We start from the raw sequence: 26,680 nt of genomic DNA, 5'->3' as shown, positions 1-26,680 counted from the left end.
CGTTGAGATAATCCGGTTAGACTGGCCATCATCATTCCATTCGCTTTAATAATCCGCCGATATGGACCGTTTCGAGGAAATGCGGGTATTCGTGCGGATCGCCGAGCGCCAGAGCTTCACGCGCGCCGCGGACGATCTGCAAATCCCGCGCGCCACCGTCACCAACCTGATGAAGCGTCTCGAGCAGCGGCTCGGCGCGCGGCTGCTCGAACGCACGACGCGCACGGTGCGGCTCACACCCGACGGCGAAGCGCACTACCAGCGCTGCGTGCGCCTGATCGCCGACATGGAGGAGGCCGAGGGGGCGTTTTCCAATCTCGCGCCGAAGGGGCTGTTGCGCGTGAACGTGCAAGGCACGCTCGCGCGGCACTTCGTGGTGCCGGAACTGCCCGCGTTTCTCGCGCGCTTTCCCGACATCGAGCTGATGATCGGCGAGGACGACCGGCTCGTCGACCTCGTGCGCGAGGGCATCGATTGCGTGCTTCGCGCGGGCGTGCTGCAGGATTCGTCGATGGTCGGGCGGCGCGTCGCGCAATTGCAGCAGGTCACGGTCGCGAGTCCGACGTATCTCGCCGCGTATGGCGAGCCGGCCGATCCCGCCGCGCTGTCGACGCATCGTGCGGTCAACTACGTGTCGAGCGCGACCGGCAAGCCGGTGCCGCTCGAATTCCGCGTCGACGGGCGCGATACCGCGCTCGTGCTGCCGTCGGCGGTGTCGGTCAGCGGCGCCGACCTGTACGCGGGCGCGGCCATCGCCGGGCTCGGCATCGTGCAGGTGCCGCGCTACCGTGTCGATGGCGAGCTGGCCACGGGGCGGCTGCGGGTCATTCTGGCAGACTATCCGCCGCCGCCGATGCCGGTGTCGGTGTTGTATCCGCAGAACCGGCAGTTGTCGTCGCGGGTGCGGGTGTTCGCGCAGTGGCTGCGGGAGATTTTCGAAGCGGTGAGTTGAAGCAACAAAACCGCGCGTTCAGGCGGACCGTGCCGGCGCACGATGCCCCGCGTCGCGCAGATATTCGATGAAGCGGTCCGCCACCGGCTCCGTGTCGCCGCTGCGCCGCAGCAGCAGCACTTCGGAGAGCAGCGTCGGCCCATTGAGCGGCAGAAAGCAGACGCGCGGATCGTGGATCTGCCGCAACGTGTACGGCACGAGCGCGACGCCCATGCCGAAGCCGACCATCGTGACGACGGTCTGCCACAGCCGCGCCTCGTGACGAATCAGCGGACTGAAGCCCGCGCCTACGCACTGGGCGATGATCAGATCGTGATAATGCGGTGACACGGTGCGCGGAAACAGGATGAACGGCTCCTGCGCGAGCGCGCGCAGATCGACCTTGCGCTTGCGCGCGAGCGCGTGATCGACGGGCAGGCAACACAGGAACGGCTCCGAAAACACCGTCGTCGACGTCACGTCCGACGGGAAGTTGCCCCAATGCGCGTAGCCCATGTCGATCTGCATGCGCTGGATCGCTTGCACCTGCTCGCTCGTGTTCATTTCCTTCAGCACGATCTCGACGCCCGGATGATCGGCCTCGAAACGGCTCACCGCCTGCGGCATGCCGCGGTACAGCATCGAGTTGACGAAGCCGATCCGCAACCGGCCCGCGAGGCCGTGCGCCGAGCGCACCGTGATGCGCTCGGCTTCGCTCGCCTGCAGCAGCAGCCGGTGCGCCTCGCCGAGCAGCGCCTGGCCCGCGTTGGTCAGCGCGACCGATTTGTTGGTGCGCGCGAGCAGTTGGACACCTAGCTGCTCCTCGAACTTGCGGATATCGAAACTGAGCGCGGGCTGCGAAATGAACAGCCGCTTCGCCGCGCGCCCGAAATGCAGCTCCTCGGCGACCGCCACGAAATAGCGTAACTGCTTCAGATCCATCGTCGTCTCCGTTCTTTTATCGATAAGTGCCACTTATCGTACCGGATATAAGTTGTATTAGACGATTATCGAAGCCGCTCCTATGCTGCTTTCCACAACAGGAGACAAGCATGAGCGAAATCATCGCCGAGCCGGCCCACGGCTCGTCCAACATCCCCGATAGCCGCGGCATCAACTTCTTCTCCAGCGATCCCGAACTCGCGCGCCTGTTGAGGCTGCATCTGGGCGATACGCTCTACCAGGAACTCGAAAGCCAGTTCGTCTCGCTCGGCCAGCGCGCCTCGGACGAACTCGATCTGTGGGCGCTCTCGGCCGACAAGAACCCGCCCACGTTGCGCCACCGCACGCGGCGCGGCGAGGCGCTGCAAAGCATCGACAAGCATCCCGACTACGTCGCGCTCGAACGCGTCGCCTATGCCGAGCTTGGCCTCGCGTCGATGAGCCACGACACGCGCGACGGCAAACAGACCTCGCCGCCGCTCGTCAAATACGCGCTGACGTTCCTGTTCGTGCAGGCCGAGTTCGGCCTGTGCTGCCCGGTCAGCATGACCGATTCACTGACGCGCACGCTGCGCAAGTTCGGCGCGCCGGAACTGGTCGCACGCTTTCTGCCGATGCTCGCATCGCGCGATTTCGACACGCTGTACCAGGGCGCGATGTTCATGACCGAGCAGGCGGCGGGCTCCGATGTCGCGCGCATCGCGACGCGCGCCGCGCTCGAAGCCGACGCGCACGGTGAAAAGCAGTGGCGTCTGTATGGCGACAAGTGGTTCTGCTCGAACGCCGATGCCGATCTCGCGATGGTGCTCGCGCGCCCCGAGGGCGCGCCCGACGGCATCAACGGCCTCGGTCTGTTCCTGCTGCCGAAGACACTGCCGGACGGCTCGCGCAACAGCTACCGGATCGTGCGTCTGAAAGACAAACTCGGCAGCCGTTCGATGGCGAGTGGCGAGATCGTGCTCGAAGGCGCGCTCGCGTATCTGATCGGCGAAGTGGGGCGCGGCTTCCACCAGATGGCCGACATGATCAACATGTCGCGGTTGTCGAACGGCGTGCGCGCGGCCGGTCTGATGCGGCGCGCGCTGACCGAGGCGCTGCACATCGCGCGCCATCGCGAGGCGTTCGGCCGCAAGCTGATCACGATGCCGCTGATGCAGCGGCAGCTCACGAAGATGATGCTGCCCACCGAGCAGGCGCGTTCGATGTTCATGCGCATCGCGCTGCTGCTGCAACAGGCCGATGCGGGCGATCGCCAGGCCGCGAAGTGCGTACGCATCCTCACGCCGCTGATCAAGTTCCGTGCGTGTCGCGACGCGCGCCGGGTGACCGGTGACGCGATGGAAGTCCGCGGCGGCACCGGCTACATCGAGGAGTGGAGCGACGCGCGGCTGGTGCGCGATGCGCACCTCGGCTCGATCTGGGAAGGCACGAGCAATATCGTCGCGCTCGACATCGCGCGCGCCGCGAAGCGCGACGGCGCGCTCGAACCGCTGCGCGCGTATCTGCAGGATCTGCTCGGCGCGGCCGGCTTGCCCGCCGAAAGCCTCGCGCTGCTGCGCTGGACGCTGACACGCGCCTGCGACGCGCTCGCCGGTGTCGCCGATTCAGGCCGCGACGAATGGGTGCGCCAGGCCGGCTCGGCGCTCTACAACGCAAGCACCGCCGTGCTGATGGCGTGCGAAGGCGCGCAACTCGGTCCCGACTACCGCCGTCTCGCGCTCGCGCATCTGGTCGTGCGGCACAAGCTGCTGCCTGCTGATCCGCTCGATCTGCGCGGCGCGGAAGGTGAAGTCGAAGTGATCGACGCGCTCGTCAACGACCGTCCGGTCACGCTCGATCAGGCGCTGCGCGTGCTGCCGGCCGGAGGTGCGCAATGACGGTCGCGGCGCATCACGGCAAGCAGCGTTGCGACGGCGCGCTGCAAGGCATCAAGGTGGTCGACCTGAGCCGCGTGCTCGGCGGCCCGTACTGCACCCAGGCACTCGCCGATCACGGCGCGCGGGTGATCAAGCTCGAACCGCCCGACGGCGACGAAACGCGCGGCTGGGGCCCGCCGTTCTACGGCGACACCGCGTGGTACTTCGCGGGCGTGAATCGCAACAAGCAGGGCATCGCGGTCGACCTGTCGCGCGACGAAGGCCGCGAGATTCTGTGGAAGCTTCTCGAAGATGCCGACGTGCTGGTCGAAAACTTCAAGCCCGGCACGTTGAAGCGCTGGGGCATGGACTACGAAGGCGTGCTGCGCGAGCGCTTCCCGAAGCTGATTCATTGCGCGGTGTCGGGCTTCGGCCCCGACGGCCCGCTCGGCGGCCTGCCGGGCTATGACGCGGCGATCCAGGCGATGACCGGCCTGATGAGCGTGAACGGCGAGCACGACGGGTCCGCGACGCGCGTCGGCCTGCCGGTCGTCGATATGGTCACGGGTCTGAACGCGCTCGCCGGCATCCTGCTCGCGCTCGCCGAGCGCGCGAAGAGCGGGCGCGGCCAGTCGATCGATATCGCGCTGTACGACTGCGGCGTGTCGCTGCTGCATCCGCATCTGCCGAACTACTTCGGCTCGGGCCGCACGCCGCAGCGTACCGGCAACGCGCATCCGAACATCACGCCGTACGACAGCTACCGCACGGCGAGCGCGCCGATTTTTCTGGCGGTGGGGAACGACCGGCAGTTCGCCAAACTGTGCGCGCATCTGGGCGCCCCCGAACTCGCCGGCGATCCGCGTTTCGCCGACAACCGCAGCCGCTGCGCGCATCGCGAGCCGCTGAAAGCGGCGCTCGAGAGTCTGCTCGTGCAGCACGATTGCGAGCCGCTCGCGCAGCAGCTGATCCACCTCGGCGTGCCGTGCGGACCGGTGCAGACCGTCGACGTCGTCGCGCGGCATCCGCACACGCTGCATCGCGGCCTGGTGGTCGAGATGGACGAGTACCGCGGCACCGCGTCGCCGATCAAGCTGTCGCGCACGCCGGCCACCTACCGCAGCGCGCCGCCGACGCTCGGCGCCGACACGCGCGAGGTGCTCGACGCGCTCGGTATCGATGGCGACACGCAGCGGCGTCTGTTCGAAGCGGGCGTGCTGAAGTCGGCGGTGCCCGGTGCCGAAGCCGAAGCCGAAGCGCACGCGCTCAAAACCTGACGCCTTGCCGCGTTCTTTCCGGCGACGGCACGCAGAAGCCGCGCCATTCATCAGCAGGACCCGGCAATCCCGTTGCCGCGGACAGGAGACACAGACATGCATCGCGAGCCAGACGACCACGCCCAGCACGCCCATCACGCCCATCACGCCCATCACGTTCACCACGCGCGGCAACCGACGCGCGCGGCCGCGGCCGCGTTCGTCGGCACCACGATCGAGTGGTACGACTTTTACATCTACGCCACCGCGTCCGCGCTGATCTTCGGCAAGCTGTTCTTCCCCGGCAGCGATCCGTTCTTCGCGACGCTCGCGTCGTTCGGCACGTTCGCGGTCGGCTTCTTCGCGCGGCCGTTCGGCGGCCTCGTGTTCGGCCACCTCGGCGATCGCATCGGCCGCAAGAAGGCGCTCGTCGCGACGCTGATCATCATGGGTGTCGGCACGGTCGGGATCGGCTTTCTGCCGACCTACGCGAGCGCCGGCGTGATGGCGCCGGTTCTGCTCGTGCTGCTGCGCGTCGCGCAAGGTATCGCGATCGGCGGCGAGTGGGGCGGCGCGGTGCTGATGGCGAGCGAACACGCGCCGCAGGGCAAGCGCACGTTCTTCGCGTCGTTCGCTCAGTTGGGCAGCCCGGCGGGGTTGATCCTGTCGCTGCTCGCGTTTCGCGCGGTCGCGTCGATGGATAAAGACGTGTTTCTCACCTGGGGTTGGCGTCTGCCGTTCCTTGCGAGCGCGGTGCTGCTGCTGGTCGGTCTAGTGATCCGCGCGGGCGTCAGCGAGTCGCCGGAATTCAGCGCGGTGAAGGAGCAGCGCCGCGTCGCCGCGTTGCCGATCGCCGAAGTGCTGCGCGACGCGTGGCGCACCGTGCTGCTGTGCCTCGGCGCGAACGTGATCGGCGTGGCGGGCGCGTGGTTCGTCAACACGTTCATGCTCAATTACACGACCCAGACGCTCGGCCTCGACCGTTCGCTGATTCTCGATTGCCTGTTCGTCGTCGCGTTCATCCAGTTGTTCACGCAACTCGGCTCCGGCTGGTTCGCGCAGCGCATCGGCACCGGACGTTTTCTGAAGGGCGCGGCCGCGCTCGCGATGCTGTCGCCGTATCCGATGTTCGCGCTGGTGTCGACCGGGCGGCCGGTGGCGATCGTCGTCGGCATTGCGCTCGCGGTGATGTGCATGTCGAGTTCGTACGCGGTGATGGCCGGGTTCATGTCGACCGCGTTCCCGGTGCGGGTCCGGTATTCGGCGATTTCGCTGTCGTATCAGGTGTGCGCGGCGCTGGCCGGCGGTCTGACGCCGCTGATCGGCGCCTTGCTCGCGCATCAGTATCCGGGCGCGTGGTGGCCGCTCGCGGTGTTCTATACGTGCCTCGCCGGGGTGTCGCTGGTCTGCATCGGCACGCTCGAGCGACGCAAGCGCAATCTGGCGCCGGGGGTGGCCGAGGCGGTTTGAGCGCCGCCGTCGCGGGCGCGTCGTGGCCTCGCGCCTGAGCAAACGCAAGGTAATGCTATTTCGTGGTTAACCCCAGAACATCTGCGCCTCGCATAATGTCATTCTCAAGCGCGCAGAAAGCCACCCGAGATCGAGGGTGGACGCAAAGAACGACCGGGGGATCCGATCATGAATCGATTTCGTTCGCTGGGTGTGGCGGCTGGCGCGGCGCAGTTCGCCAGCGCCGACATCCTCAGCAGGATGAGCACGGCGTCGCGCCGGCCAGGCGCGGGGTGCCCGTTCGACCTGATCCTCGAACCGCGCGCCTGGCAGGGGCCCGCCGCGCCCGATCCGACGGACGCGCGGTTCAAGATCCACATGCTCGACACGATGCGCGCGTTCGAAAAACGCGGTGTCGATGCGATCGTGCTGCCATGCTTTCTGAGCCACACCTTCATCGACGAACTCACGGCAAACCTCTGCGTGCCGGTCGCCAACATCATGACCGCGCTGTCCGCGCACGTGCGGCGCACGTATCCGTCGGCGCGGCGCATCGGCGTGCTGACGTCGGCGGCGATTCGCGCGAACGGCCTGTTCGAGCGTTACTTCGAAGCCAGTCGGTTCGACGTGTGCCATCCGCGCGACGACACCGGTGTCGACGGTGTGACGAGCGCCGTGTTTGGTGACGAGGGCATTCGCGATGGCCGCCTGCACGAGCGTCCCCTGGAGTTGCTGCGCGCGGCGTGCGCGGACCTGGTCGCGCAGGGCGTCGACGTGATCGTGCCGGGGCTGGCGGAGATCGGCCTCGTGCTGCGCGCGCTCGGGCGCATCGAGGTGCCGCTCGTCGATACGAACCAGGTGTACGCGGGCTACGTCGCGCAGGCGCAGTACACGCAGCCGGAGCGGGCGTTCCGGCTCGGCGTGGTCGGCGGCATTGGGCCGGCCGCGACCGTCGATTTCCTCGCCAAGGTCGTGCGCAACACGCCGGCCGCGCGCGACCAGGACCATCTCCGGATCATGGTCGAGCAAAACCCGCAGATCCCCGATCGCACCGCGGCGCTGCTCGAGCGCGGCGACGACCCGACGCTCGCGCTGTACGCGGCCTGCAAGACGCTCGAGGAGGGCGGCGCCGATCTGATCGCGATTCCGTGCAATACCGCGCATGCGTTCGTCGAACGGCTCCAGCCGGCGCTGCGCGTGCCGATCGTCAATATGCTCAGTTGCACCGCCGGCTATCTGCGCGAGACCTTTCCGGATCTGCGCGAAGTGGGCGTGCTGGCCACCTCGGGCACGCTCGCGAGCCGCGTCTACGAACAGGCGCTCGACGCGTGCGGCTTCGTGCAGATCGCGCCGCGCGCGGCCGCGCAGGCGCGTCTGATGAACGCGATCTACGGGCCGCAGGGCGCGAAGGCCGGTCATACGTCGGGCCAATGCTGCGACGACCTCGCGGCGGCCGTCGACGATCTGGTCGCGCAGGGCGTGCAGGTCATCGTGCTCGCGTGCACCGAACTGCCGTTGCTGTTGCGCGAGCCGGTGCTCGCGTGTCAGGGCGGGCGGATGGTGCGGCTCGTCGATCCGACCGACGTGCTGGCGAGGCGCTGCGTCGCGCATGCGCTCGGCGACGGTGCCGCGCGCGACACGCAGGCGAGCCCGGCAATGCTGGCGGCGGCAGGGTGCCCGTCGCCGATGGAAAGCGCGCTCGGCTAGTCGGGCTTCGTGGCCGCGGCGCGGCGATTTGCGCATCCCCGTCGATCCAGACCCGAGGCGCGCCCGCGCCGGTCATGGAAAACTGTATAAACATACAGTATAGTATCCCCCTACAGCCAGGCTTCCGGGCGCCTCCGCGCCGACCCGGCTGCACCGAACTTGCGCGGTCGCGAGAGCCGGCCGTGAGAGGTGACCCACTCCTTCAGACGGTCGGAAAAATTGTCCTCCAACGACGCAACCCCTGACACCCTCGCTGACACCCCCCACGGCGGCAACCCGAGCAGCAACAAGATCCACGGCACGATCCGCATTCGCGGCGCCCGCCAGCACAACCTGAAAAACGTCGACCTCGACGTGCGCACCGGCGAAATGACGGTCGTCACCGGGCCGTCGGGCTCGGGCAAGTCGAGCCTCGTGTTCGACACGCTGTATGCGGAAGGCCAGCGCCGCTACGTCGAAACCTTCAGTGCGTACGCGCGCCAGTTCCTCGACCGGATGGATCGGCCGCAGGTCGACCGCGTCGACGGCGTACCGCCCGCCATCGCGATCGACCAGACCAATCCGGTGCGCAGCTCGCGCTCCACGGTCGGCACGATGACCGAGCTCAACGACCACCTGAAGCTGCTGTACGCGCGCGCGGCCGAGCTGTTCGACCGCCAGACCGCGCATCCGGTGCGGCACGACACCCCGGAGACGATCTACGCGGAACTGCTCGAGCGCACCGTGCAGGAGGAGCCGCGGCTCGTCGTCACGTTCCCGGTCGAGCTGCCGGAGTCGGCGTCCGAGCAGGAGGTCGAGCAGTGGCTGTCGGCAAGCGGCTATACGCGCGTGCAGGCGCAGCGCGAAGTCGATTCACCCACCGGCAAGCGCAAGCTGCTCGACGTCGTCGCCGACCGCTTCCGGCTGCGCTCGGTCGATAAAGCGCGCGCGATCGAGGCGATCGAAGCATCGCTGAAGCGCGGCGGTGGGCGCGTCAATATTTACGTGCTGCCGGCTACCTCGGACGAACCACAGGGCGAAGCCGCCGAGCCGCGCATCTGGCGCTTCTCCACCGGCCTGCACAGCCCCGAAAGCGATCTGCGCTATGCCGATCCGCAGCCCGCGCTGTTCTCGTTCAACTCGGCCTATGGCGCGTGCGACGCTTGCCGCGGCTTCGGCCGCGTGATCGGCGTCGATCTCGGTCTGGTGATTCCGGACGCCCGCAAGACGCTGCGCGAAGGCGCGGTCAAGCCGATGCAGACGCCCGCGTGGAAGGAGTGCCAGGACGATCTGATGCGCTACGCGGCCAAAGCCGACATCCGCCGCGACACGCCTTGGGGCGAGCTGAGCGAGCGCGAACGCGACTGGGTCATCAACGGCTCGCCGGACTGGAACGGCAAGTGGCAGACGCACTGGTACGGCGTCAAACGCTTCTTCGACTATCTCGAGTCGAAGGCGTACAAGATGCATATCCGCGTGCTGCTGTCGAAGTACCGCAGCTACACGCCATGCGAAACCTGCGGCGGTGCGCGTCTGAAAACCGAATCGCTGCTGTGGCGCCTCGGCAGCAAGGCCAACGCGAACGAAGTGCTCGCGCCGGCGCAACGCTTCATGCCGCGCGGCGTGCAGTGGTCGCGCGCGCAGCTCGAAACGTTGCCGGGCCTGACCGTGCACGACCTGATGCTGATGCCGATCGAGCGCATCCGCCGTTTCTTCGACGACATCACGCTGCCGAGCACGTTGCTCGACGACGCGCTGAAGCTGCTGCTCGCCGAGGTGCGCACGCGCCTCAAGTATCTCTGCGACGTCGGTCTCGGCTATCTGACACTCGACAGGCAAAGCCGCACGCTGTCGGGCGGCGAGGTGCAGCGTATCAACCTGACCACCGCGCTCGGCACGTCGCTGACCAAGACGCTGTTCGTGCTCGACGAGCCGAGCATCGGCCTGCATCCGCGCGACCTGAACCGCATTGTCGAGGCCATGCACCGGCTGCGCGACGCGGGCAATACGCTGGTCGTGGTCGAGCACGATCCGTCGGTGATGCTCGCGGCGGACCGGCTGATCGACATGGGGCCGGGACCGGGCGAGCGCGGCGGCTCGATCATTTTCGACGGCGCGCCCGAAGCGATCCGTTCCACTGGCACGCTGACCGGCGAATACCTCGGCGGCCGGCGTCACGTCGCGGATGCCGCGCACTGGTCGCGTCGCGCGGTCGACGCGAGCACGCCGCGCATCGTGCTGGAAGGCGCGAGCGAGCACAATCTGCGCGACGTCACGGTGGAAATTCCATTGCAGCGGCTCGTCTGCGTGACCGGTGTGTCGGGATCGGGCAAGTCGACGCTGCTGCAGGACGTGCTGTATCCGGCCATGGCGCGCCACTTCGGCCTCGCCACCGAAGCGCCGGGTGCGTTCAAGGCGCTGAAGGGCGCGGACCAGGTCACCGACGTCGTGTTCGTCGACCAGTCGCCGATCGGCAAGACCGCGCGCTCGAATCCGGCCAGCTATGTCGGCGCGTTCGACGAAATCCGCAAGCTGTTCGCGAAGGCGCCGCTCGCGAAACAGCGCGGCTATAGCGCCGGCATGTTCAGCTTCAACTCGGGCGACGGCCGCTGCCCGACCTGTGGCGGCTCGGGCTTCGAGCACATCGAAATGCAGTTCCTCTCCGACGTGTACCTGCGCTGCCCCGATTGCGACGGGCGTCGTTATCGCGCGGAAATCCTCGAGGTGAAGATCGAGCGTGGCGAGCCCGCGCGCGCGTTGAGCATCGCCGACGTGCTCGAACTGACCGTCAGCGAAGCCGCCGCGTACTTTGCCAGGGACGCCGAAGTATTGCGCGTGCTGCAGCCGATCGTCGACGTCGGGCTCGAATACGTGAAGCTCGGCCAGCCGGTGCCCACGCTGTCGGGCGGCGAGGCGCAGCGGCTCAAGCTCGCGGGCTTTCTCGCGGAATCGGCGCAGGCGCGCAGCACGCGTGGCGCGAAGCAGGTGGTCGCGAAGCGTCTGTTCATGTTCGACGAACCGACCACGGGTCTGCATTTCGACGATATCGCGAAGCTGATGCAGGCGTTCGGCAAGCTGCTTGCGGGCGGTCATTCGCTGATCGTGATCGAGCACAATCTCGACGTGATCCGCGCAGCCGACTGGATCATCGACCTCGGTCCCGAAGGCGGCGACGGCGGTGGCCGCGTGTTGTGCGCCGGCACGCCGGACGAAGTGAAAGCGTGCGCCGAGTCGCATACCGGCGAGGCGTTGCTGCAATACGACCGCGCGATGGACAGCGCGGCCGAAGCGGAGCCCCAGGGCATCCCGCTGCAAAAAGCCCTGAGCGCGGCCCGCGCCCGTCGCGCGATCGAGGGCGAGGACGTCGTGCGCATCGTCAACGCGCGCGAGCACAACCTGAAGGCGCTCGACGTCGATATTCCGCACGGCAAGTTCAGCGTGATCACCGGCGTGTCGGGCTCGGGCAAATCGACGCTCGCGTTCGACATCCTGTTCCACGAAGGTCAGCGGCGCTACCTCGAATCGTTGAACGCGTACGCGCGCTCGATCGTGCAGCCGGCCGGACGGCCCGAAGTCGACGCGGTGTACGGCATTCCGCCGACCGTCGCGATCGAGCAGCGACTGTCGCGCGGCGGCCGCAAGAGTACCGTCGCGACGACCTCGGAGGTGTGGCACTTCCTGCGTCTCCTGTACGTGAAGCTCGGCTTGCAGCACTGCATTCACGACGGCACGCCGGTCACGGCGCAAAGCGCCGAATCGATTGCGGCGCAGTTGCTGCGCGATCACAAGGGCCAGCATGTCGGCTTCCTCGCGCCGCTCGTCGTGAACCGCAAGGGCGTCTATACGGACCTCGCGAAATGGGCGAAAGCGCGCGGCAATACGCATCTGCGTGTGGACGGCGAGTTCGTGCCGGTCGATCCGTGGCCAAAGCTCGACCGCTTTCGCGAGCACACGATCGAACTGCCGGTCGCCGACCTCGTCATCTCGGCCGATCATGAAGCCGAGCTGCGTGAAGCGCTCGATCAGACGCTCGACATCGGCAAGGGCATCATGCATCTGCTCGCGCCGCTCGACGGTCTGCACGACGCGATCAACGGCGGTCGGTCCACCGCGAAGCTCGGCGACGTCAAGGTGCTGTCGACCAAGCGCGCGTGTCCGGTGTGCGGCACCAGCTACCCCGAGCTCGACCCGCGCATGTTCTCGTACAACAGCAAGCATGGCTGGTGCACGAGCTGCGTCGGCACGGGGCTGTCGCTCACGCGCGAGCAGCGCGCCGCGTACGACGACACGATCGTCGTCGACGACAATCGCGGCCGCGAACAGAGCTTGCCGTCGGAGGAACAGGAACCGGAAGGGCTCGTCGACGAGCCGTGTCCGGATTGCGCGGGCACGCGTCTGAATCCGGTCGCGCGCGCGGTCACGTTCGACTCGCAGGCGATCGTCGATGTCGCGCAATGGACCGTGTCCGGCACGCGCGCGTGGATCGATACGCTGCGCATGACGGGCCGCGACGCCGAAATCGCGCGCGACGTGGTCAGCGAAATCGGCAGCCGGCTGCAGTTCCTCGAAGAAGTCGGGCTCGGCTATCTGAGCCTCGATCGCGCGGCGCCGAGTCTGTCGGGCGGCGAAGCGCAGCGCATCCGGCTCGCCGCTCAGCTCGGCAGCAACCTGCAGGGCGTGTGCTACGTGCTCGACGAGCCGACCATCGGCCTGCATCCGCGCGACAATCAGATCCTGCTGAACGCGCTGCGCAAGCTCGGCGACAAGGGCAATACGCTCGTCGTCGTCGAGCATGACGAGGACACGATCCGGCGCGCCGATCACATCATCGATATCGGGCCGGGCGCGGGCAAGCGCGGCGGTACGCTGATCGCGCAGGGCAGTGTCGCGGACCTGTCCGCGCAGCCTAATTCGCTGACCGGGCGTTTCCTCGCGCAGCCGATCGTGCATCCGCTGCAGCCGCGCCGCGAGGTCGTCGCGCCGGGCAAGCGTGCGGCCGCGGCGCCGGAGAACTGGCTGACCGTGCACGGCGGTAAGCTGCACAACCTGCGCGACGTGACGGTCGGCATTCCGCTCGCGCGGCTCGTCGCGGTAACGGGCGTCAGCGGTTCCGGCAAGTCGACGCTCGCGCGCGACGTGCTGATGACCAATCTGCTCGATGCGGTCGGGCGCTCGGTGCTGTCGTCGCCGGCCACGCGGCGCGCGCGTGCGGCCGCCGAGCAGAAGCCGGCCGCCAACCGGCGTTCGAGCGTGCTCGCGCGCTCGGCGCCGCGCGCACCGCTGAACGTCACGCACGCGTGGCAGGGGTGCGACTCGGTCACCGGCTGGGAAAGCATCGACCGCGTGCTCGAAGTCGATCAGACGCCGATCGGCAAGACGCCGCGTTCGTGTCCCGCCACCTACATCGGCGTGTGGGATGCGATCCGCAAGCTGTTCGCGGGCACGCTGGAGGCGCGCGCGCGCGGCTATACCGCGTCGCGTTTCTCGTTCAACACCGGCGAGGGCCGCTGCCCGGCGTGCGAGGGCCAGGGCGTGCGCACGATCGGCATGAGCTTCCTGCCCGATGTAAAGGTGCCGTGCGACGTCTGTCACGGTCAACGCTTCAATCCGGAGACGCTCGCGGTCACGTGGCGCGGCAAGAACATCGGCGACGTGCTGACGATGGAAATCGACGAGGCGGTCGAGTTCTTCGCGTCGATCACGAACATCGGGCATCCGCTGCAACTGATGAAGGACGTCGGGCTCGGCTATCTGACGCTCGGCCAGCCGTCGCCCACGCTGTCGGGCGGCGAGGCGCAGCGCATCAAGCTCGTCACCGAGTTGAGCAAGGTGCGCGACGACATCACGCGGCGCGGCCAGAAGCCGCCGCACACGCTGTACGTGCTCGACGAGCCGACGGTCGGCCTGCACATGGCGGACGTCGCGAAGCTGATTCGGGTGCTGCATCGGCTCGTGGATGGCGGGCATAGCGTCGTCGTCATCGAGCACGATCTCGACGTGATCGCCGAGGCGGACTGGATCATCGACCTCGGTCCCGAGGGCGGCGTGGGCGGCGGTACGATCGTCGCGGCAACGGATCCGGAAAGCCTGTCGCGCGTTGCCGCGAGCCATACGGGCGCGGCCTTGCGGCCGGTGCTCGCGCGCACGGCGGCTACGGCGACGCTGGCCGGCGAAGGCACGAATGGCTGAGGCAGGGTGACGAGCGGGTGACGAGCGGGTGACGAGCGGCGGCGCGGCGGCGCGCCGCGATTCCGCTCACCAGCCAGCGGTTTGCCCGCATTCCAGGCGCGCGCTTCGGATCTGCCGTTGCAACCTCGCAGGTTGCGACGCGCGCGCCTTCTGGCGTGTCCGTCAGACGTGATTGCTGCACTGCATCCAATCACCCCGGGTTCGACCAAAGCGGCGCAGGCGAGTCTTTAAATCATACGAAAAGATCCGGCGATGTTTCAATATCGAAACATTTTCAGAACCCGCAATAAATCTGCATTTATATATTAATTTGAGGTTCGGAACGAATGCCGCCGAAATGCCTAATGCCACGGGCGATAAATTTACGCTTTGCGAATAAAATACCGAATGGCACTGGTATTAACGGGGCGATAAGCAGTTCATAATTGAAACATTTTTGAACCGGGCAAGAAACGTACTCGGTAACGCGGAATCAAACGCTTCGCATTATCGGTAACTTTGCCGGAATGCGCGAGAGTGCCGTCCATCAAGGCTTTGCGGTAAGATGTCGATAAGCTCTCCACGCGGCCTGGCATAGTTGTTTGACTTGTCGAGCGCTCATATCAATCGCTCAATAACAACTTTTCCTCAGACAAGGGCCGTCGTGATGAAATTTGCTTTTCAAATTTACTATAGCGGTCCATTCCGCTAACATCACGATTAATCCTTTATGCGGCGTTAGTCTCTTTTTCCGCCGTAATAAGTGCATTCTCTTGTTTCGTCTGATGACGGGGCAAATCGGGGTCCGCAACGTATGACCGTTTGGGGATAGATCATGCCGCACATGCACCTTGATACAACGAGAATTACGTGGCTGCACACGCCCGCCTTGAACGTCCGTACTGCAGCGCGGCGAATCGGCATTCTGCTGTTCGATGGATTCTGGCTGCTCGGCCCGGGTACCGTCGTCGAAATGTTCCAGACCGCCAATGAGTTCGCGGGCACGCGCGACGGGGAAGATCCGCCCTACGACGTGCAGTTCCTGTCGATGGACGGCGGCAATGTCGCCAGTTCGTCGTCGGCGCGCATCTGGACCGACCGCATCGATACGCGCTTTGGCGGTGGTTTCGACGTGCTGTTCATCGCCGGCGGCTATGGCGCCCATGTGGCCGCGCGCGACGAACGTCTGCTGAACTGGCTGCGCGCGGTGCAATCGCGCACACGCGCGATCGAAACGATCGGCGAGGGACGCCTCGTGCTCGAAGCGGCCGGCCCGACCGAGCATGACGGCCTGATGAGCCGCTATCCGGGTGCGAGCGCGAGCGAAGGCGCGTTCAGCGCGGCCAACGACCGTCACGACTGCGCCCGCAGCGCGCTGATGTTCATCAAGCGCGACCTGGGCGCCGAGCTTGCGCGCAGCGTCGCCGATCGCGTGATGCCCGGCATGGCCGCGACGTGGGTGCCGCTGCCGGCGGAGGGCGGCACGCTGAGCGTCGCCGAAAAGATTCGCGCGGCCGCGCGCTGGATGGAGGCGAACTGCGACCGTCCAGTATCGGTCGCCGATGCCGCGCAGGTCGCCGCAATGAGCGAGCGCAATTTCCTGCGCCGCTTCAAGCACGAGATGCAGGTCACGCCGTCGGACTACCTGCTGCAGGTGCGGCTGCGCATCGCTTGCAACTTCCTGACCGAGACCGAATTGCCGGTCGACAAGATCGCGCGTCGCAGCGGCACCGGCAACGGCGATCGTCTCGCGAAAATCTTCCGCAAACGCATGGCATTGTCACCAACCGAGTATCGCGCCCGTAGCAGGGCGGCCACTGAGGCGTAGGATGTCGCTTTAGCATGCGATAGTGCGCCCGCGTCGCGGGCGCGCCTCGTCTGTCGGACGCGGTCGCGAGAGCGGCCGTATCTTCAATGGCCAGCCTTTTTACGAGCACAGTGGCGATGGGCAACAGGGTCATGGCGACGGCATTGCCGGAGGTGAAACTCATCGAGCCGGAAGTGTTCGTCGATGAGTTCGGCTTCTGCTTCGAGAGTTTCAGCGCGGACGAGTTTGCGGACGACGTCGCGCAAGGTTTCAACTTCGTCCAGGATCGCCATCTGCGCGCCGTGCATGGCGTGCTGCGCGGCTTGCACTACCAGGTGCAGCGTCCGCAGGGACGGCTGCTGCGCGTCGTGCGCGGCGAGATCTTCGACGTCGTGGTCGACGTGCGTCTGAACTCACCGAGCTTCGGCAAATGGTGCGGCGAGTATCTGGGCGAAGCCAACCAGCGGCAGATCTGGGTGCCGCCCGGTTTCGCGCACGGCTTCGTCGTGCTGTCCGATGTCGCCGAGTGCGTGTGGAAGACCACCGAGTACTGGTTTCCCGAACTCGAGCGCTGCCTGCTGTGGTCCGATCCCGACATCGGCATCGAGTGGCCGATCGACTTTCAGCCGATCCTCGGCAGCAAGGACGCGGCCGGTCGACGCCTGTACGAAGCGGAAAACATCTCTTGAACGACCGGTGAGCGGCCCGAGTTTTTACGACATTTTTTCTTGAGACGCTCACGGGCCGTCCCTACACTTCGGGCATCCAGTCAGCACGAGGTGCTCAACGTGAAGCGTCGCACAAGCCGTCCGCAATCCGTTCCAGTCCGCTATGTGTATCGTGGCGCCGGCCACGTCGAACTCAGACGCTTCGACGCGTCGCGCGATTCGTTCGTCGCGTTGACGGCGCTGCTGCATCGCGCGTTCGCACCGCTCGGCGCGCAGGGGCTCAATTGCACGTGCGTCGATCAGACCATCGGGACGACCCGCGAACGCGCGCTGCGCGGCGACTGCCATGTCGCGGTATGCGAAGGACAGATCGTCGGCACGATGACGCTTTATGCTTCGGATGACGAATCATCGTGCGAGCTGTACCGGCACGGCGATGTCGCGAGCTTGCGGCAGTTCGCGGTCGATCCGGCGTGGCAGGCGCGCGGCATCGGCACGTTGCTGATCGCGTTCGCCGAACACTGGGCCGCGACGCGCGGCTATGCGCAACTTGCGCTCGATACGCCGCAACCGGCCGCGCGGCAGATCGCGTTCTATCGCGGGCAGGGGTTTCGTATCGTCGATTTCATGCGCTTCGCGGGCAAGCGCTACGACAGCGCGATTCTGAGCAAGCCGCCGATTGCGATGCGCGCGCTCGCGAACTGGTCGCGCCGTCTACACGCGACGCCGCCGATTGCGCGTGCGGCCTGAGGCGATGCCGCCGCGGTTTGCGGCATGCGAAGAAAAGTAGCGGAGCAGGATGAGAAGTGAAGCGCCCGATGCGTCGGCAACAATTGCAATATGCTGCGGCAAGTATTGCAATGGCGATAACGGCGACGCAAACCGCGACGTGGCACCACCGCGGCGCCGCCGGTTCGCATCGGGCGAGGCGTGCATTCTCCGAACGCTGTGTGCAGCCGTCAGCGTCGGATCACGCCCATCAGCAGGGTGACGAGGAAGATCACCAGGAAGATGAAGAACAAGACCTTGGCGATTTCGGTCGCGCCCGCGGCAATGCCTCCAAAGCCGAACACTGCGGCGATGATGGCGATGATGAAGAAAATCACAGCGTATCGAAGCATGGTGCCTCCACCGGTGGATTGTTGAAATGACGCTTGAACGGCGCCCCGTTGCGTACGTCACGCGGCTTCGCGGGTGAGATGCCGGCGAGCGGAATTCAGCAATAGACGTGCCATCGTTTTATTGCCGCCAACGTTTGCGGCAGGGATGCTTCGCGGCGCGCGAAATGGCCGTCAAGCCCGCACCAACGTTTGCACCCGCGTCAATGGACCCGCAACACGCCAACCATGGCAGGGACTACGCAGAACGGTAGAACGCGTCGTGCCTCACCCGCGCAGCCAGTGATACGCAAGCGGCCCGCACAGCACACCCCAGCTCAGCACACAGATGAGCAGCGCGATTGTCACGGCCGCGCTGCCGCAGTCTTTTGCGCGTTTCGACAATTCGTGCCGTTCGAACGAGATCCGGTCGATGGTGGCCTCGATCGCCGAATTCAGTAGCTCCACCAGCAGCACGAGCAGCACCGATCCGATCAGCAGCACGCGCGCGATGGGGTCGACCGGTATCGCGAACGCGACCGGCACGAGGATCGCCGCGAGCGCGGCTTCCTGACGGAACGCACTTTCCGCGCGCAATGTCGCGACGACGCCAGCGTACGAATGCCGCAACGCGAACAACCCGCGCAGCGGGCCGCTGCGCTTCGTGGACGATGCGATGGAGTGAGCGGGGGAATGCGCGGGGGAATGCGCGGTGCAGGGGGACGCGGAGGAGTCGGCCGGTTCTTGCATGGTTCGGGATGGCTTTTGAAGTGCAGCAAATGACCGTAAATGTTACAAGATGTCAATAACGTTGCAAATTGTGATATCTTGGCGCCGCCCAACAGCGGCAGGCGCCTGGCACCTTCTCGCCTGACCGACCGGCTTCGGAAAAACAAACAGAACGCATAACCGGTTAGGGCTGCTGCCGCTTGCGCTCATGTGCTGGCCATCCCCGTCGCTCGTTCCGCTCAAGGTTTCGCCGGATTTTCCGTATACGAGGAATGGTGCGCCGCCGCCTGTCACTGCTGCGACGTGCGCCCGGCAGTCCGTTTTCCCACTTCGCGCGCTCGCGCGGCAGACCGGATTCGCACCGTCATCGGCGCGCTCGGGCGCGCACGGTCGAGGTCCAACAAGCTGAGCTGTTCATGAAACCAGTTGTGTCGTTGTGCCTTTCGCTGACCGCCGTCGTCGTCGCGCTATACGCGGCTGGGTCGGGAGCCGCGCCGTCGATGCCTGTCGCCGTCGCGGCGGCGAATGGGCCGGCCGCGCCGACCATCGTTAGCACGATTGCCGCTAACGGCAATGCCAGCGCCAACGCCAACGCCAACTACGTCGAGCACGACGCCAGCATCCCAACGCCCGCATCCGGCTCCAGCACGTCGCGCGTTTCGTTCGCGACGCTAGGCGCGTATCAGCCGCTGACGCTGCGCGGTGTCGAAGACGCACGCACCGTCAATCTCGGCGTGCGGCTCGATCGTGTGGTCACGGCCGCGCGCCTGCGCTTGCGCTACACGTATTCGCCGTCGCTCGTGTTTGCGATGTCACATCTGAAAGTGTCGGTCAACAACGAAGTCGTCGCGACCGTGCCGTTCGACCGCGAGCACGCCGGCAAGCTCGTCACGCAGGACATCGCGCTCGATCCGCGGTTTCTGACCGACTACAACCAGATCGGTCTGCGCCTGATCGCGCATTACACCCTCGAGCATTGCGAAGACCCCGAGAACTCGGCGCTGTGGGCCGACGTGAGTCCGTCGAGCGAATTCATCGTCGATACCGCGCCGATCCGTTTGCCCGACGATCTCGCGCTGCTGCCCGCGCCGTTCTTCGATCACCGCGATGCGTCGCGGTTGCGTCTGCCGTTCGTGCTGCCGGCCGCCGCCGACAACGCGACGCTGCGCAGCGCGGGCGTGCTCGCTTCGTGGTTCGGCGCGCAGGCCGATTACCGGCAGGCGCGCTTTCCGGCGCTGTCGACTTTGCCCACCGACTCGCACGCGGTCGTCGTCGCGCGCAGCGAGCAATTGCCCGCCGGCCTCACGCTGCCGCCGATCAATGGCCCGATGCTGATCGTCGCCGACAATCCCGTCGCGCCCAACCGCAAGCTGCTGATCGTGACCGGCCGCAGCGCCGCCGAAGTCGACGAAGCGAGCACCGCGCTCGTGCTCGGCACGACCGCGCTCGCGGGTCCCGCGGTGCGTATCACGCAGCTCGCCGCCGGCGCGCCGCGCAAGCCGTACGACGCGCCGCGCTGGCTGCCGGTCGACCGGCCGGTCGCGTTCAAGGAGCTGATCGACGATCCGTCGCAACTGCAGGTGCGCGGCAGCACGCCCGACGCGATCCGCCTGAACCTGCGCGTGCCCGCCGATCTGTACTCATGGAACGGCGCGGGTGTGCCGCTGAATCTGAAATACCGCTACACGGCGCCGACCGTACAGAACAATTCGGCGCTCGCGGTGCAGATCAACGAGCAGCTGGTCAAGTCGTACCGGCTCGCGCTCGCGAGCGCCGACGACGCGCAGGGCCGCCTGCAACTGCCGGTGCTGTCGAACAGCGCCAACCGTTCGACGAGCGCGCTCGACATTCCGGCATTCCGCGTCGGCAGCTCGAACCAGTTGCAGCTGCGCTTCAATCTCGATTCGCAGAAAACCGGGCTATGCCAGGGCGTCGCGACGAACCCGGTGCAGGCCGCGGTCGATCCCGATTCGACGATCGACTTCTCGGACTTCGTCCACTTCGCGCAGATGCCGAACCTCGCGTTCTTCGCGAACAGCGGCTTTCCGTTCACGCGCTACGCGGACCTGTCGCAGACGGCCGTCGTGATTCCCGAGCATCCCGCGCCGCAGGAGCTCGAAAGCCTGCTGACCATGCTCGGTCACATGGGGCAGTGGACCGGCTATCCGGCGCTGCGCGTGCAGGTTGCGCGGCCGCGCGAGCTCGCGCAGCTGAGTGGCAAGGATCTGCTCGTGATCGGCGGCAACGGCTCGGCGCCGTGGCTCGCCCGCTGGCCGCATGCATTGCCGCTGACGATCGGCGCCCAGTCGGGCGACGCGGATGCTTCGGGCGCCGCCGCGCCGAGCCCGCTCGCGCGCGCCTCGTTCGCAGTCGACGAGCAGTGGCGCGGCGGCGCCCGGCGCAACGACGCGCATCGGTCGGACGGCGGCGCGCGCATCGAACGCGACGGACCGCTCGCCGCGCTGATGGGCTTCGAACTGCCGGGCAGCCACGGACGCAGCGTCGTCGCGCTGAGCGCCACCGATCAACAGCAGTTGTCGCACCTGCTCGACATGCTCGAAAAGCCCGACCGCGTCGCGCAATTGCAGGGCGACGTCGCGCTGCTGCGCGATGGCAAGGTCGACAGCATGCGCGTCGGCGACACCTATCTGGTCGGTTACGTGCCCTGGTATGCGCGGTTGTGGAGTAAGGCGATCCAGCATCCAGTGCTGCTCGGCGTGCTCGGCGCGCTCGCCGGCCTGGCTCTCGCGATTGGCGCGTTCACGGCGTTGCAGGAACTGGCCGCGCGGCGCCGGGGAGTCTGATCGATGAGTCAGACGAAGGGCGGGGCGCCGCGGTGCGGAGCGCGCGGCGGGGTGGGCGTGCGAATCGCTACGCGCGAGGGGCTGAGCGCCGCAAGTGGAGCAGGCCTGCGCGCGAAGCTTGCGAGCGGGCGCGTGCGAACAGCGGCGAGCGTGCTAGCCGCAAGCGTGCCGGCCGCGGTACTCGCCACGATGCTGACGCTCGCCGGCAGTCACGACGCGTTCGCCACGCAAGCGCCGGAGCCCAACCGCGCCGACGTCGCCGCTTGCACCGCGACGCCCTGGCCGCGCTGGCAGCAATTCAAGCGCGATTTCCTGTCCGCCGATGGCCGCGTGATCGATGTCGGCTCACCCGACGAGCGCACGGTGTCGGAGGGGCAATCGTATGCACTGTTTTTCGCGCTGGTCGCCGACGACCGCGCGGCCTTCGACACGATCCTGCATTGGACCGAGCAGCATCTCGCGCAAGGCGATCTGACCGCGCGGCTGCCGGCGTGGCTGTGGGGCCGCTCATACGACGGCAACTGGGCGGTGCTCGACGCGAATGCGTCGTCGGATGCCGATCTGTGGATCGCCTATGCGCTGCTCGAAGCGGGCGACGCGTGGCGCGAGCGCAGCTATACGGCGCGCGGCGCGGTGCTCGCCCGGCGCGTGCTCGACGAGGAAACGGCCAACGCGCCGGGGCTCGGCCTGACCTTGCTGCCGGGCCCGGTGGGCTTTCATCCGGAAGCGGACGTGTGGCGGGTCAACCCGAGCTATACGCCGCCGCAAGTGCTGCGCGGTCTCGCCACGCGGCTGCCCGACGATCCGCGCTGGCCGCGCCTGCTCGCGAGCGCAAGCCGCATCCTGATCGATACCGCGCCGCATGGCTTCGCGCCGGACTGGGCGTTGTACCGCGCGAACCGCGGCTTCGCGCCCGACGCGCAGACCCACGCCGAGAGCGCCTATAACGCGATTCGGGTGTATCTGTGGGCCGGCATGCTCGACCGGCGCGATCCGCTCGCGCCGACCCTGCTCGCGCGCTTCGCACCGTTCGCGAGCTTCATCGCGGCGCACGGCGCGCCGCCGGAGAAAGTCGACGCGACGAACGGCCGTGCCGACATCAACATGGGCAACGCGGGTTTCTCGGCGGCGGCGGCGCCGTTTCTCGATGCGCGTGGCCAACGCGCGCTCGCCGACGCGCAGATCGCGCGCGTCGCGGCGCTCGATCGCGAGACGGCCGCCGGCTATTACACGAGCGTGCTGAGCCTGTTCGCGCTCGGCTGGCGCGAAGGCCGCTACCGTTTCGCGGCCGACGGCACCCTCGATCCGCAGTGGAGCACGTCGTGCCGCGCGGCGCCGCAGTGACGCGCGCGGCGCGCCTTGGCGTGCTCGCGTGCGCGGCCGCCGCGGCGATGACGGGACACGCATTGGGCAACACCAGGGAATCCGAAGCGGCGCGTCCGACGGCCGCGCGCACGGCAGTCGCTGGCACGCTGGCGGCGCCCGCTGCTTCTCCGGCCATGGCGCTGCCACAAAACGCCGCTGCGCAACGGCTGCTCGCGACCGCGCGCATGTGGTCGACCAAACATCGCGACGACCTCGCGTTGCAGGCGATCGACAAGGCGCTGCTAGCCGCGCCCGGCGATCCGGCCTTGCTTGCCGAGCAGGTGCGCATCGAATTGCGTCTCGGCCATGCGCAAGCCGCGCAGACGACGCTTGCGCGCTTGCGCGCCAAAGCGCCCGACAGCGCTGTGATCCAGCAGCTCGACGACGAATACCGCGTCGCCACCAACGGCCGCGAAGAATTCGCGACCGTGCGTCTGCTCGCGCGTAGCGGCCAATCCGCCGAAGCGGCGCGGCGTTTGCAACTGCTGTTTCCGCATGGCGCGCCGTCGGGCTCGCTCGGCGCCGAGTACTACCAGATCCTCGCGGGTACACCCGAGGGTCGCGAGCAGTCGCTCGTCGCACTGCATCGGCGGGTCGCCGCCGATCCGTCCGACGTCGATGCCGCGCTCGTGCTGGCGAATCTGCTGAACTCGCGCGGCGATACGCGCGCGGAGGCTAACCGCATCGCGTGGAATCTGGCGACGCGGCCCGACTCCGATCGCACGGCCTCGCTCGATACGTGGCGTCACGTGCTGCAATCGGCGGGCGTGGACCTCGCGTATCTGCCGGCGTTGCGCGCGTATCTGCAACTCGTGCCGGACGACACCGAGTTCCGCGAGCGCGTTGCCACGCTCGAAGCGCGGCTCGACGCGCAACGCCAACTCGAACGCAACCCCGACTACATCGCACAGCAGCGCGGTCTGCAGGCGCTTGCACGCAACGATCTCGCGGCCGCCGAGCCGCTGCTCGCGCGCGCGGCGAGCGCGCGTCCCGACGATGCCGACGCAGTCGGCGGACTCGGTGTCGCGCGCATGCGGGCCGGGCGGCACGACGAAGCACGCACGCTGTTTCTGCGCGCGGCCGCGCTCTCGCCCGACAATCGCGCCAAATGGCAGAGCCTCGCGCGCACCGCGCAATTCTGGGGAACGCTCGCGCAAGGCCGCGCGGCCGCCGCGACGGGCCACGCGCAGGATGCGGAGCGGGCGGCGCGCGCGGCGCTCGCGATGGAGCCGGACAACGCCGACGCGAAGCTGATGCTCGCCGACGCACTGCTCGCGCAGCACGACTGGAGCGCGGCCGAACCGCTGCTGCGCGACATGCTGAACGGCCATGCGCCGAGCGTGGCGGCGCTGCGCAGCACGCAGACGCTTTACGAAAACACCGGCCGGGCGGCGCAGGTCGAGCCGTTGATCGACGCTTTGCAAAGCCGCTTTACCGCCGCGGACGATCGCCAGAGCATCGCTCGTCTGCGCGCCGATCTGCTCGGCGGACAGGCCGACCGGTTGCTCGCCGACGGCGAGCGCGGTCCTGCCGCGCAGCGCTATGAAGCGGCCTTGCGCGCCGAGCCCGACGCACCGTGGACGCGTTTCGCGCTCGCGCGTTTGTACCGCGATCTGGGTCTGCCGCAACTCGGCCGCAACGTGATGGACGAAGGTCTCGCGCACGCGCCGTCGCCCGAGATGCGCTACGCGAGCGCGCTCTACCGCAATTCGCTCGACGACCTGAGCGGCGCGCAAGCGGTGCTCGCGCTGATCCCGGAGCAAGACCGCACCGATGGGATGCGCGCGCTCGATCGCAATCTGCAAACGCAACGAAGGCTCGCCGACGCGCGCGCCGCATTCGCACGCGACGATCGCGCCAACGCGGTGCGCCTCGTCGACGAGGCGCGTGTTTTGGCCGGCGACGATCCGAATCTGCTCGCGTCGGTCGCCGCGCAGTGGATCGATGCGGGCGACGCCGGACGCGGACTCGCGTTGCTGCGCGACTGGATCGATGCGCATCCGCACGAGGCCGACGCGGACGTGCGGCTGCGTTATGGCGACCTGCTCGGCAGCGCGCGACGCGACGCGGAACTGTCCCTGTGGCTTGAGCAGTTGCGTGACGATCCGCAGTTGAAGCTGGACGCCGCGCAACGCGCACGCCTCGAGGATCAGGCGCTGCGCGTGGCGTTACGGCAAACCGACGACGCGATCGATCATGGAGACTACGAAGCGGCCCGGCAGCGACTCGCGGCGGTCGGCGCGGCCGGTCGGCGCGACAAACGCTACGCGCTCGAACTCGCCGATCTGCAGCGCGTGCAGGGCGATTACGCGGCCGCGCGGGCGACCTTGGCGCCACTGCTGGCCGCGCAGCCCAACGATGCGGACGCGCAACTCGCGCTGGCGCGCGTGCTGGAGCAGAGCGGCGAGCGCGGCGCCGCGCTGCGGGTCGTGCACGACGTGCTCGACGGCGCCGCGCCCGACGACATCGACACGCGCCTGTCCGCCGCGCGCCGGCTCGCCGCGTTGAACGAGGCGGGCGACGCACAGCAGATCACGGCGGCGCTGCGCGTCGCGTATCCGACGCGGCCCGACGTGACGGTGCAAAGCGGCCGCATCGCCGAAGACCTCGGGCAGTACGAGGATGCCGCTTCGCTGTACCGTTTGTCGCTTGCGCAGGAACGCTCCGCGGGGGTGAGCGCGGGACCCGATGGCACGCCCGCGCGAGCCGCGCTCGACGATCTCGAGCAGCGCCGCAATCCGTCGATCGAGACCGGCTGGCTGCCCGCGTATAAGTCAGGCGACGCGGGCATTTCGCAACTGCGCGCGTGGCAGGTGCCGGTATACGTGCAGATGCCGTATCGCTACGACGGCCATTTCTTCGCGCACATCGACACCGTGCGTCTCGACGCGGGCACGCTCGACGTCAGCGACGCCAATGCGTTCACGCGCGATACCTTCGGTACCTTCGGCGCGGCCGACAAACTGGGGACGTCGCTCGGCTTTACGCCACAGCAACTCGCCACGCTGGCCGCGAGCCTGCCTTATCTGCATCAGACGGCCACCGGCGTCGCGCTCGGAGCGGGCTACACATCCGACGCGTGGCGCTTCGACTTCGGCACGACGCCGCTCGGTTTCCCCGTGTCTTACCTCGTCGGCGGCGTGCGCTATCGGTTCGATGCGGGACCGGCGAGCTTTTCGCTGAGCGGCTCGCGCCGTCCGGAAACGGGCAGTCAGCTGTCTTATGCGGGCATGCACGATCCGGTGACCGGCACGGTGTGGGGCGGTGTGCGACGCGACGGCATCGACCTGCATTCGTCATTCGATCTCGGCGCGGCGAACCTGTTCGCCGATCTCGGCGCGGGCGAGCTGAGCGGGCGCAACGTCGCCGGCAATCAGGAACTGACGCTGCGCACCGGCTTCACGATGCCGGTGTACCGGCGCGCGAATTCGCTGGTGAGCACCGGCCTCGTCGGCAATGCGTGGCACTACACGAACAACCTGCGCTTCTATTCGTTCGGGCAGGGTGGCTATTACAGTCCGCAGCGCTATCTGTCGCTCGGCGTGCCGGTCGAATGGCTGGGGCGCAGCGGCGCGCTGAAGTGGGATCTGAGCGCGACCGTCGGCGTGTCGAACTCGTACGAGAGGAGTTCGCCGTACTACCCGAACGGTCTGCCCGCCGGGCTCGGCGCGGCGCCGGGGCTCGACAGTCTCGTCAACGCGGGCAGCTCGACACGCGGCGTCGCGTTTTCGTACGGACTCGCGGGCATCGTCGAGTATCGCTTCGATCCGCATCTGGTGCTGGGCGCGCAGTTGAGCATCGACCGTTCGCACGACTACGCACCGAGCGCCGCGCTCGTCTATCTGCGCTACACGTTCGATGCGCGCAAGCAGGACAACCGTCTGTCGCCGCAGCCGGTACGGCTTTATTCGAGCTATTGAAC

General features: G+C 67.4%; 15 protein-coding genes. 12 read left to right on the top strand and 3 right to left on the bottom strand.

Features of this window, described 5'->3' with window-relative positions; translation table 11 throughout:
* The first annotated feature begins 61 nt into the window (after positions 1–61).
* A complete protein-coding gene (locus L0U84_RS13195) occupies positions 62–952 on the top strand; it encodes a LysR family transcriptional regulator (protein ID WP_233850412.1) in 891 nt (296 codons plus the stop codon).
* Between the two features lie 18 nt (positions 953–970).
* Here L0U84_RS13195 and L0U84_RS13190 read toward each other — a convergent pair whose 3' ends face one another.
* Positions 971–1,873, bottom strand: a complete 903-nt coding sequence (locus tag L0U84_RS13190; protein ID WP_233850411.1) for a LysR family transcriptional regulator — start codon at positions 1,871–1,873, stop codon at positions 971–973.
* Positions 1,874–1,983: 110 nt separating this feature from the next.
* Here L0U84_RS13190 and L0U84_RS13185 point away from each other — a divergent pair, with 110 nt between their 5' ends.
* The 8 genes from L0U84_RS13185 (at position 1,984) to L0U84_RS13150 (ending at position 17,513) form a co-directional block, all read left to right on the top strand.
* Positions 1,984–3,750, top strand: coding sequence for an acyl-CoA dehydrogenase family protein (locus L0U84_RS13185; RefSeq protein ID WP_233850410.1), 1,767 nt, complete (start codon positions 1,984–1,986; stop codon positions 3,748–3,750).
* A complete protein-coding gene (locus tag L0U84_RS13180; RefSeq protein WP_233850409.1) occupies positions 3,747–5,006 on the top strand; it encodes a CaiB/BaiF CoA transferase family protein in 1,260 nt (419 codons plus the stop codon). The genes L0U84_RS13185 and L0U84_RS13180 overlap by 4 nt, the downstream gene beginning before the upstream one ends.
* 96 nt (positions 5,007–5,102) lie before the next feature.
* The gene (locus L0U84_RS13175) at positions 5,103–6,455 is read left to right on the top strand and encodes an MFS transporter (RefSeq protein ID WP_233850408.1); all 1,353 of its coding nucleotides are present in this window, start codon (positions 5,103–5,105) and stop codon (positions 6,453–6,455) included.
* A 168-nt stretch (positions 6,456–6,623) separates the two neighbouring features.
* Complete coding sequence (locus tag L0U84_RS13170) at positions 6,624–8,141, top strand: amino acid racemase (protein ID WP_233850406.1); 1,518 nt, start codon at positions 6,624–6,626, stop codon at positions 8,139–8,141.
* A 219-nt stretch (positions 8,142–8,360) separates the two neighbouring features.
* Positions 8,361–14,309, top strand: coding sequence for an excinuclease ABC subunit UvrA (uvrA, locus tag L0U84_RS13165; RefSeq protein WP_233850404.1), 5,949 nt, complete (start codon positions 8,361–8,363; stop codon positions 14,307–14,309).
* An 814-nt stretch (positions 14,310–15,123) separates the two neighbouring features.
* A complete protein-coding gene (locus L0U84_RS13160) occupies positions 15,124–16,116 on the top strand; it encodes a GlxA family transcriptional regulator (protein WP_129956565.1) in 993 nt (330 codons plus the stop codon).
* Positions 16,117–16,232: 116 nt separating this feature from the next.
* Positions 16,233–16,784: a dTDP-4-dehydrorhamnose 3,5-epimerase gene (gene rfbC / locus L0U84_RS13155; protein WP_233850402.1), complete on the top strand. Its 552-nt coding sequence runs from the start codon at positions 16,233–16,235 to the stop codon at positions 16,782–16,784.
* A gap of 99 nt (positions 16,785–16,883) precedes the next feature.
* Entirely contained in the window at positions 16,884–17,513 is a 630-nt protein-coding gene (locus L0U84_RS13150) for a GNAT family N-acetyltransferase (RefSeq protein ID WP_233850401.1), read from the top strand.
* Between the two features lie 209 nt (positions 17,514–17,722).
* On the opposite strand, the gene L0U84_RS13145 is transcribed toward L0U84_RS13150, so the two are convergent.
* Together L0U84_RS13145 and L0U84_RS13140 are read right to left on the bottom strand one after the other, a co-directional pair.
* Positions 17,723–17,884 carry a DUF1328 domain-containing protein gene (locus L0U84_RS13145; RefSeq protein ID WP_013089029.1) on the bottom strand — a complete coding sequence of 54 codons (162 nt, stop codon included), beginning with the start codon at positions 17,882–17,884 and terminating at the stop codon, positions 17,723–17,725.
* A 264-nt stretch (positions 17,885–18,148) separates the two neighbouring features.
* Entirely contained in the window at positions 18,149–18,610 is a 462-nt protein-coding gene (locus L0U84_RS13140) for a diacylglycerol kinase (protein WP_233850400.1), read from the bottom strand.
* Between the two features lie 395 nt (positions 18,611–19,005).
* On the opposite strand from L0U84_RS13140, the gene bcsB reads away from it, so the two are divergent.
* Genes bcsB through L0U84_RS13125 form a run of 3 tightly spaced genes read left to right on the top strand, consistent with a single transcriptional unit; the run spans position 19,006 to position 26,678 of the window.
* Complete coding sequence (gene bcsB, locus L0U84_RS13135) at positions 19,006–21,393, top strand: cellulose biosynthesis cyclic di-GMP-binding regulatory protein BcsB (protein ID WP_233850398.1); 2,388 nt, start codon at positions 19,006–19,008, stop codon at positions 21,391–21,393.
* A gap of 3 nt (positions 21,394–21,396) precedes the next feature.
* Positions 21,397–22,737 carry a cellulose synthase complex periplasmic endoglucanase BcsZ gene (bcsZ, locus tag L0U84_RS13130; protein WP_233850396.1) on the top strand — a complete coding sequence of 447 codons (1,341 nt, stop codon included), beginning with the start codon at positions 21,397–21,399 and terminating at the stop codon, positions 22,735–22,737.
* On the top strand, positions 22,716–26,678 hold the full coding sequence (locus L0U84_RS13125) for a cellulose synthase subunit BcsC-related outer membrane protein (protein ID WP_233850394.1): 3,963 nt from the start codon (positions 22,716–22,718) through the stop codon (positions 26,676–26,678). The genes bcsZ and L0U84_RS13125 overlap by 22 nt, the downstream gene beginning before the upstream one ends.
* The last annotated feature ends 2 nt before the right edge of the window (positions 26,679–26,680 follow it).

The organism is Paraburkholderia sp. HD33-4, assembly GCF_021390635.1.
Lineage (GTDB): Bacteria > Pseudomonadota > Gammaproteobacteria > Burkholderiales > Burkholderiaceae > Paraburkholderia.
Note: the sequence above shows the minus strand (reverse complement) of the source record. Positions and strands in the feature narration are given on the sequence as shown.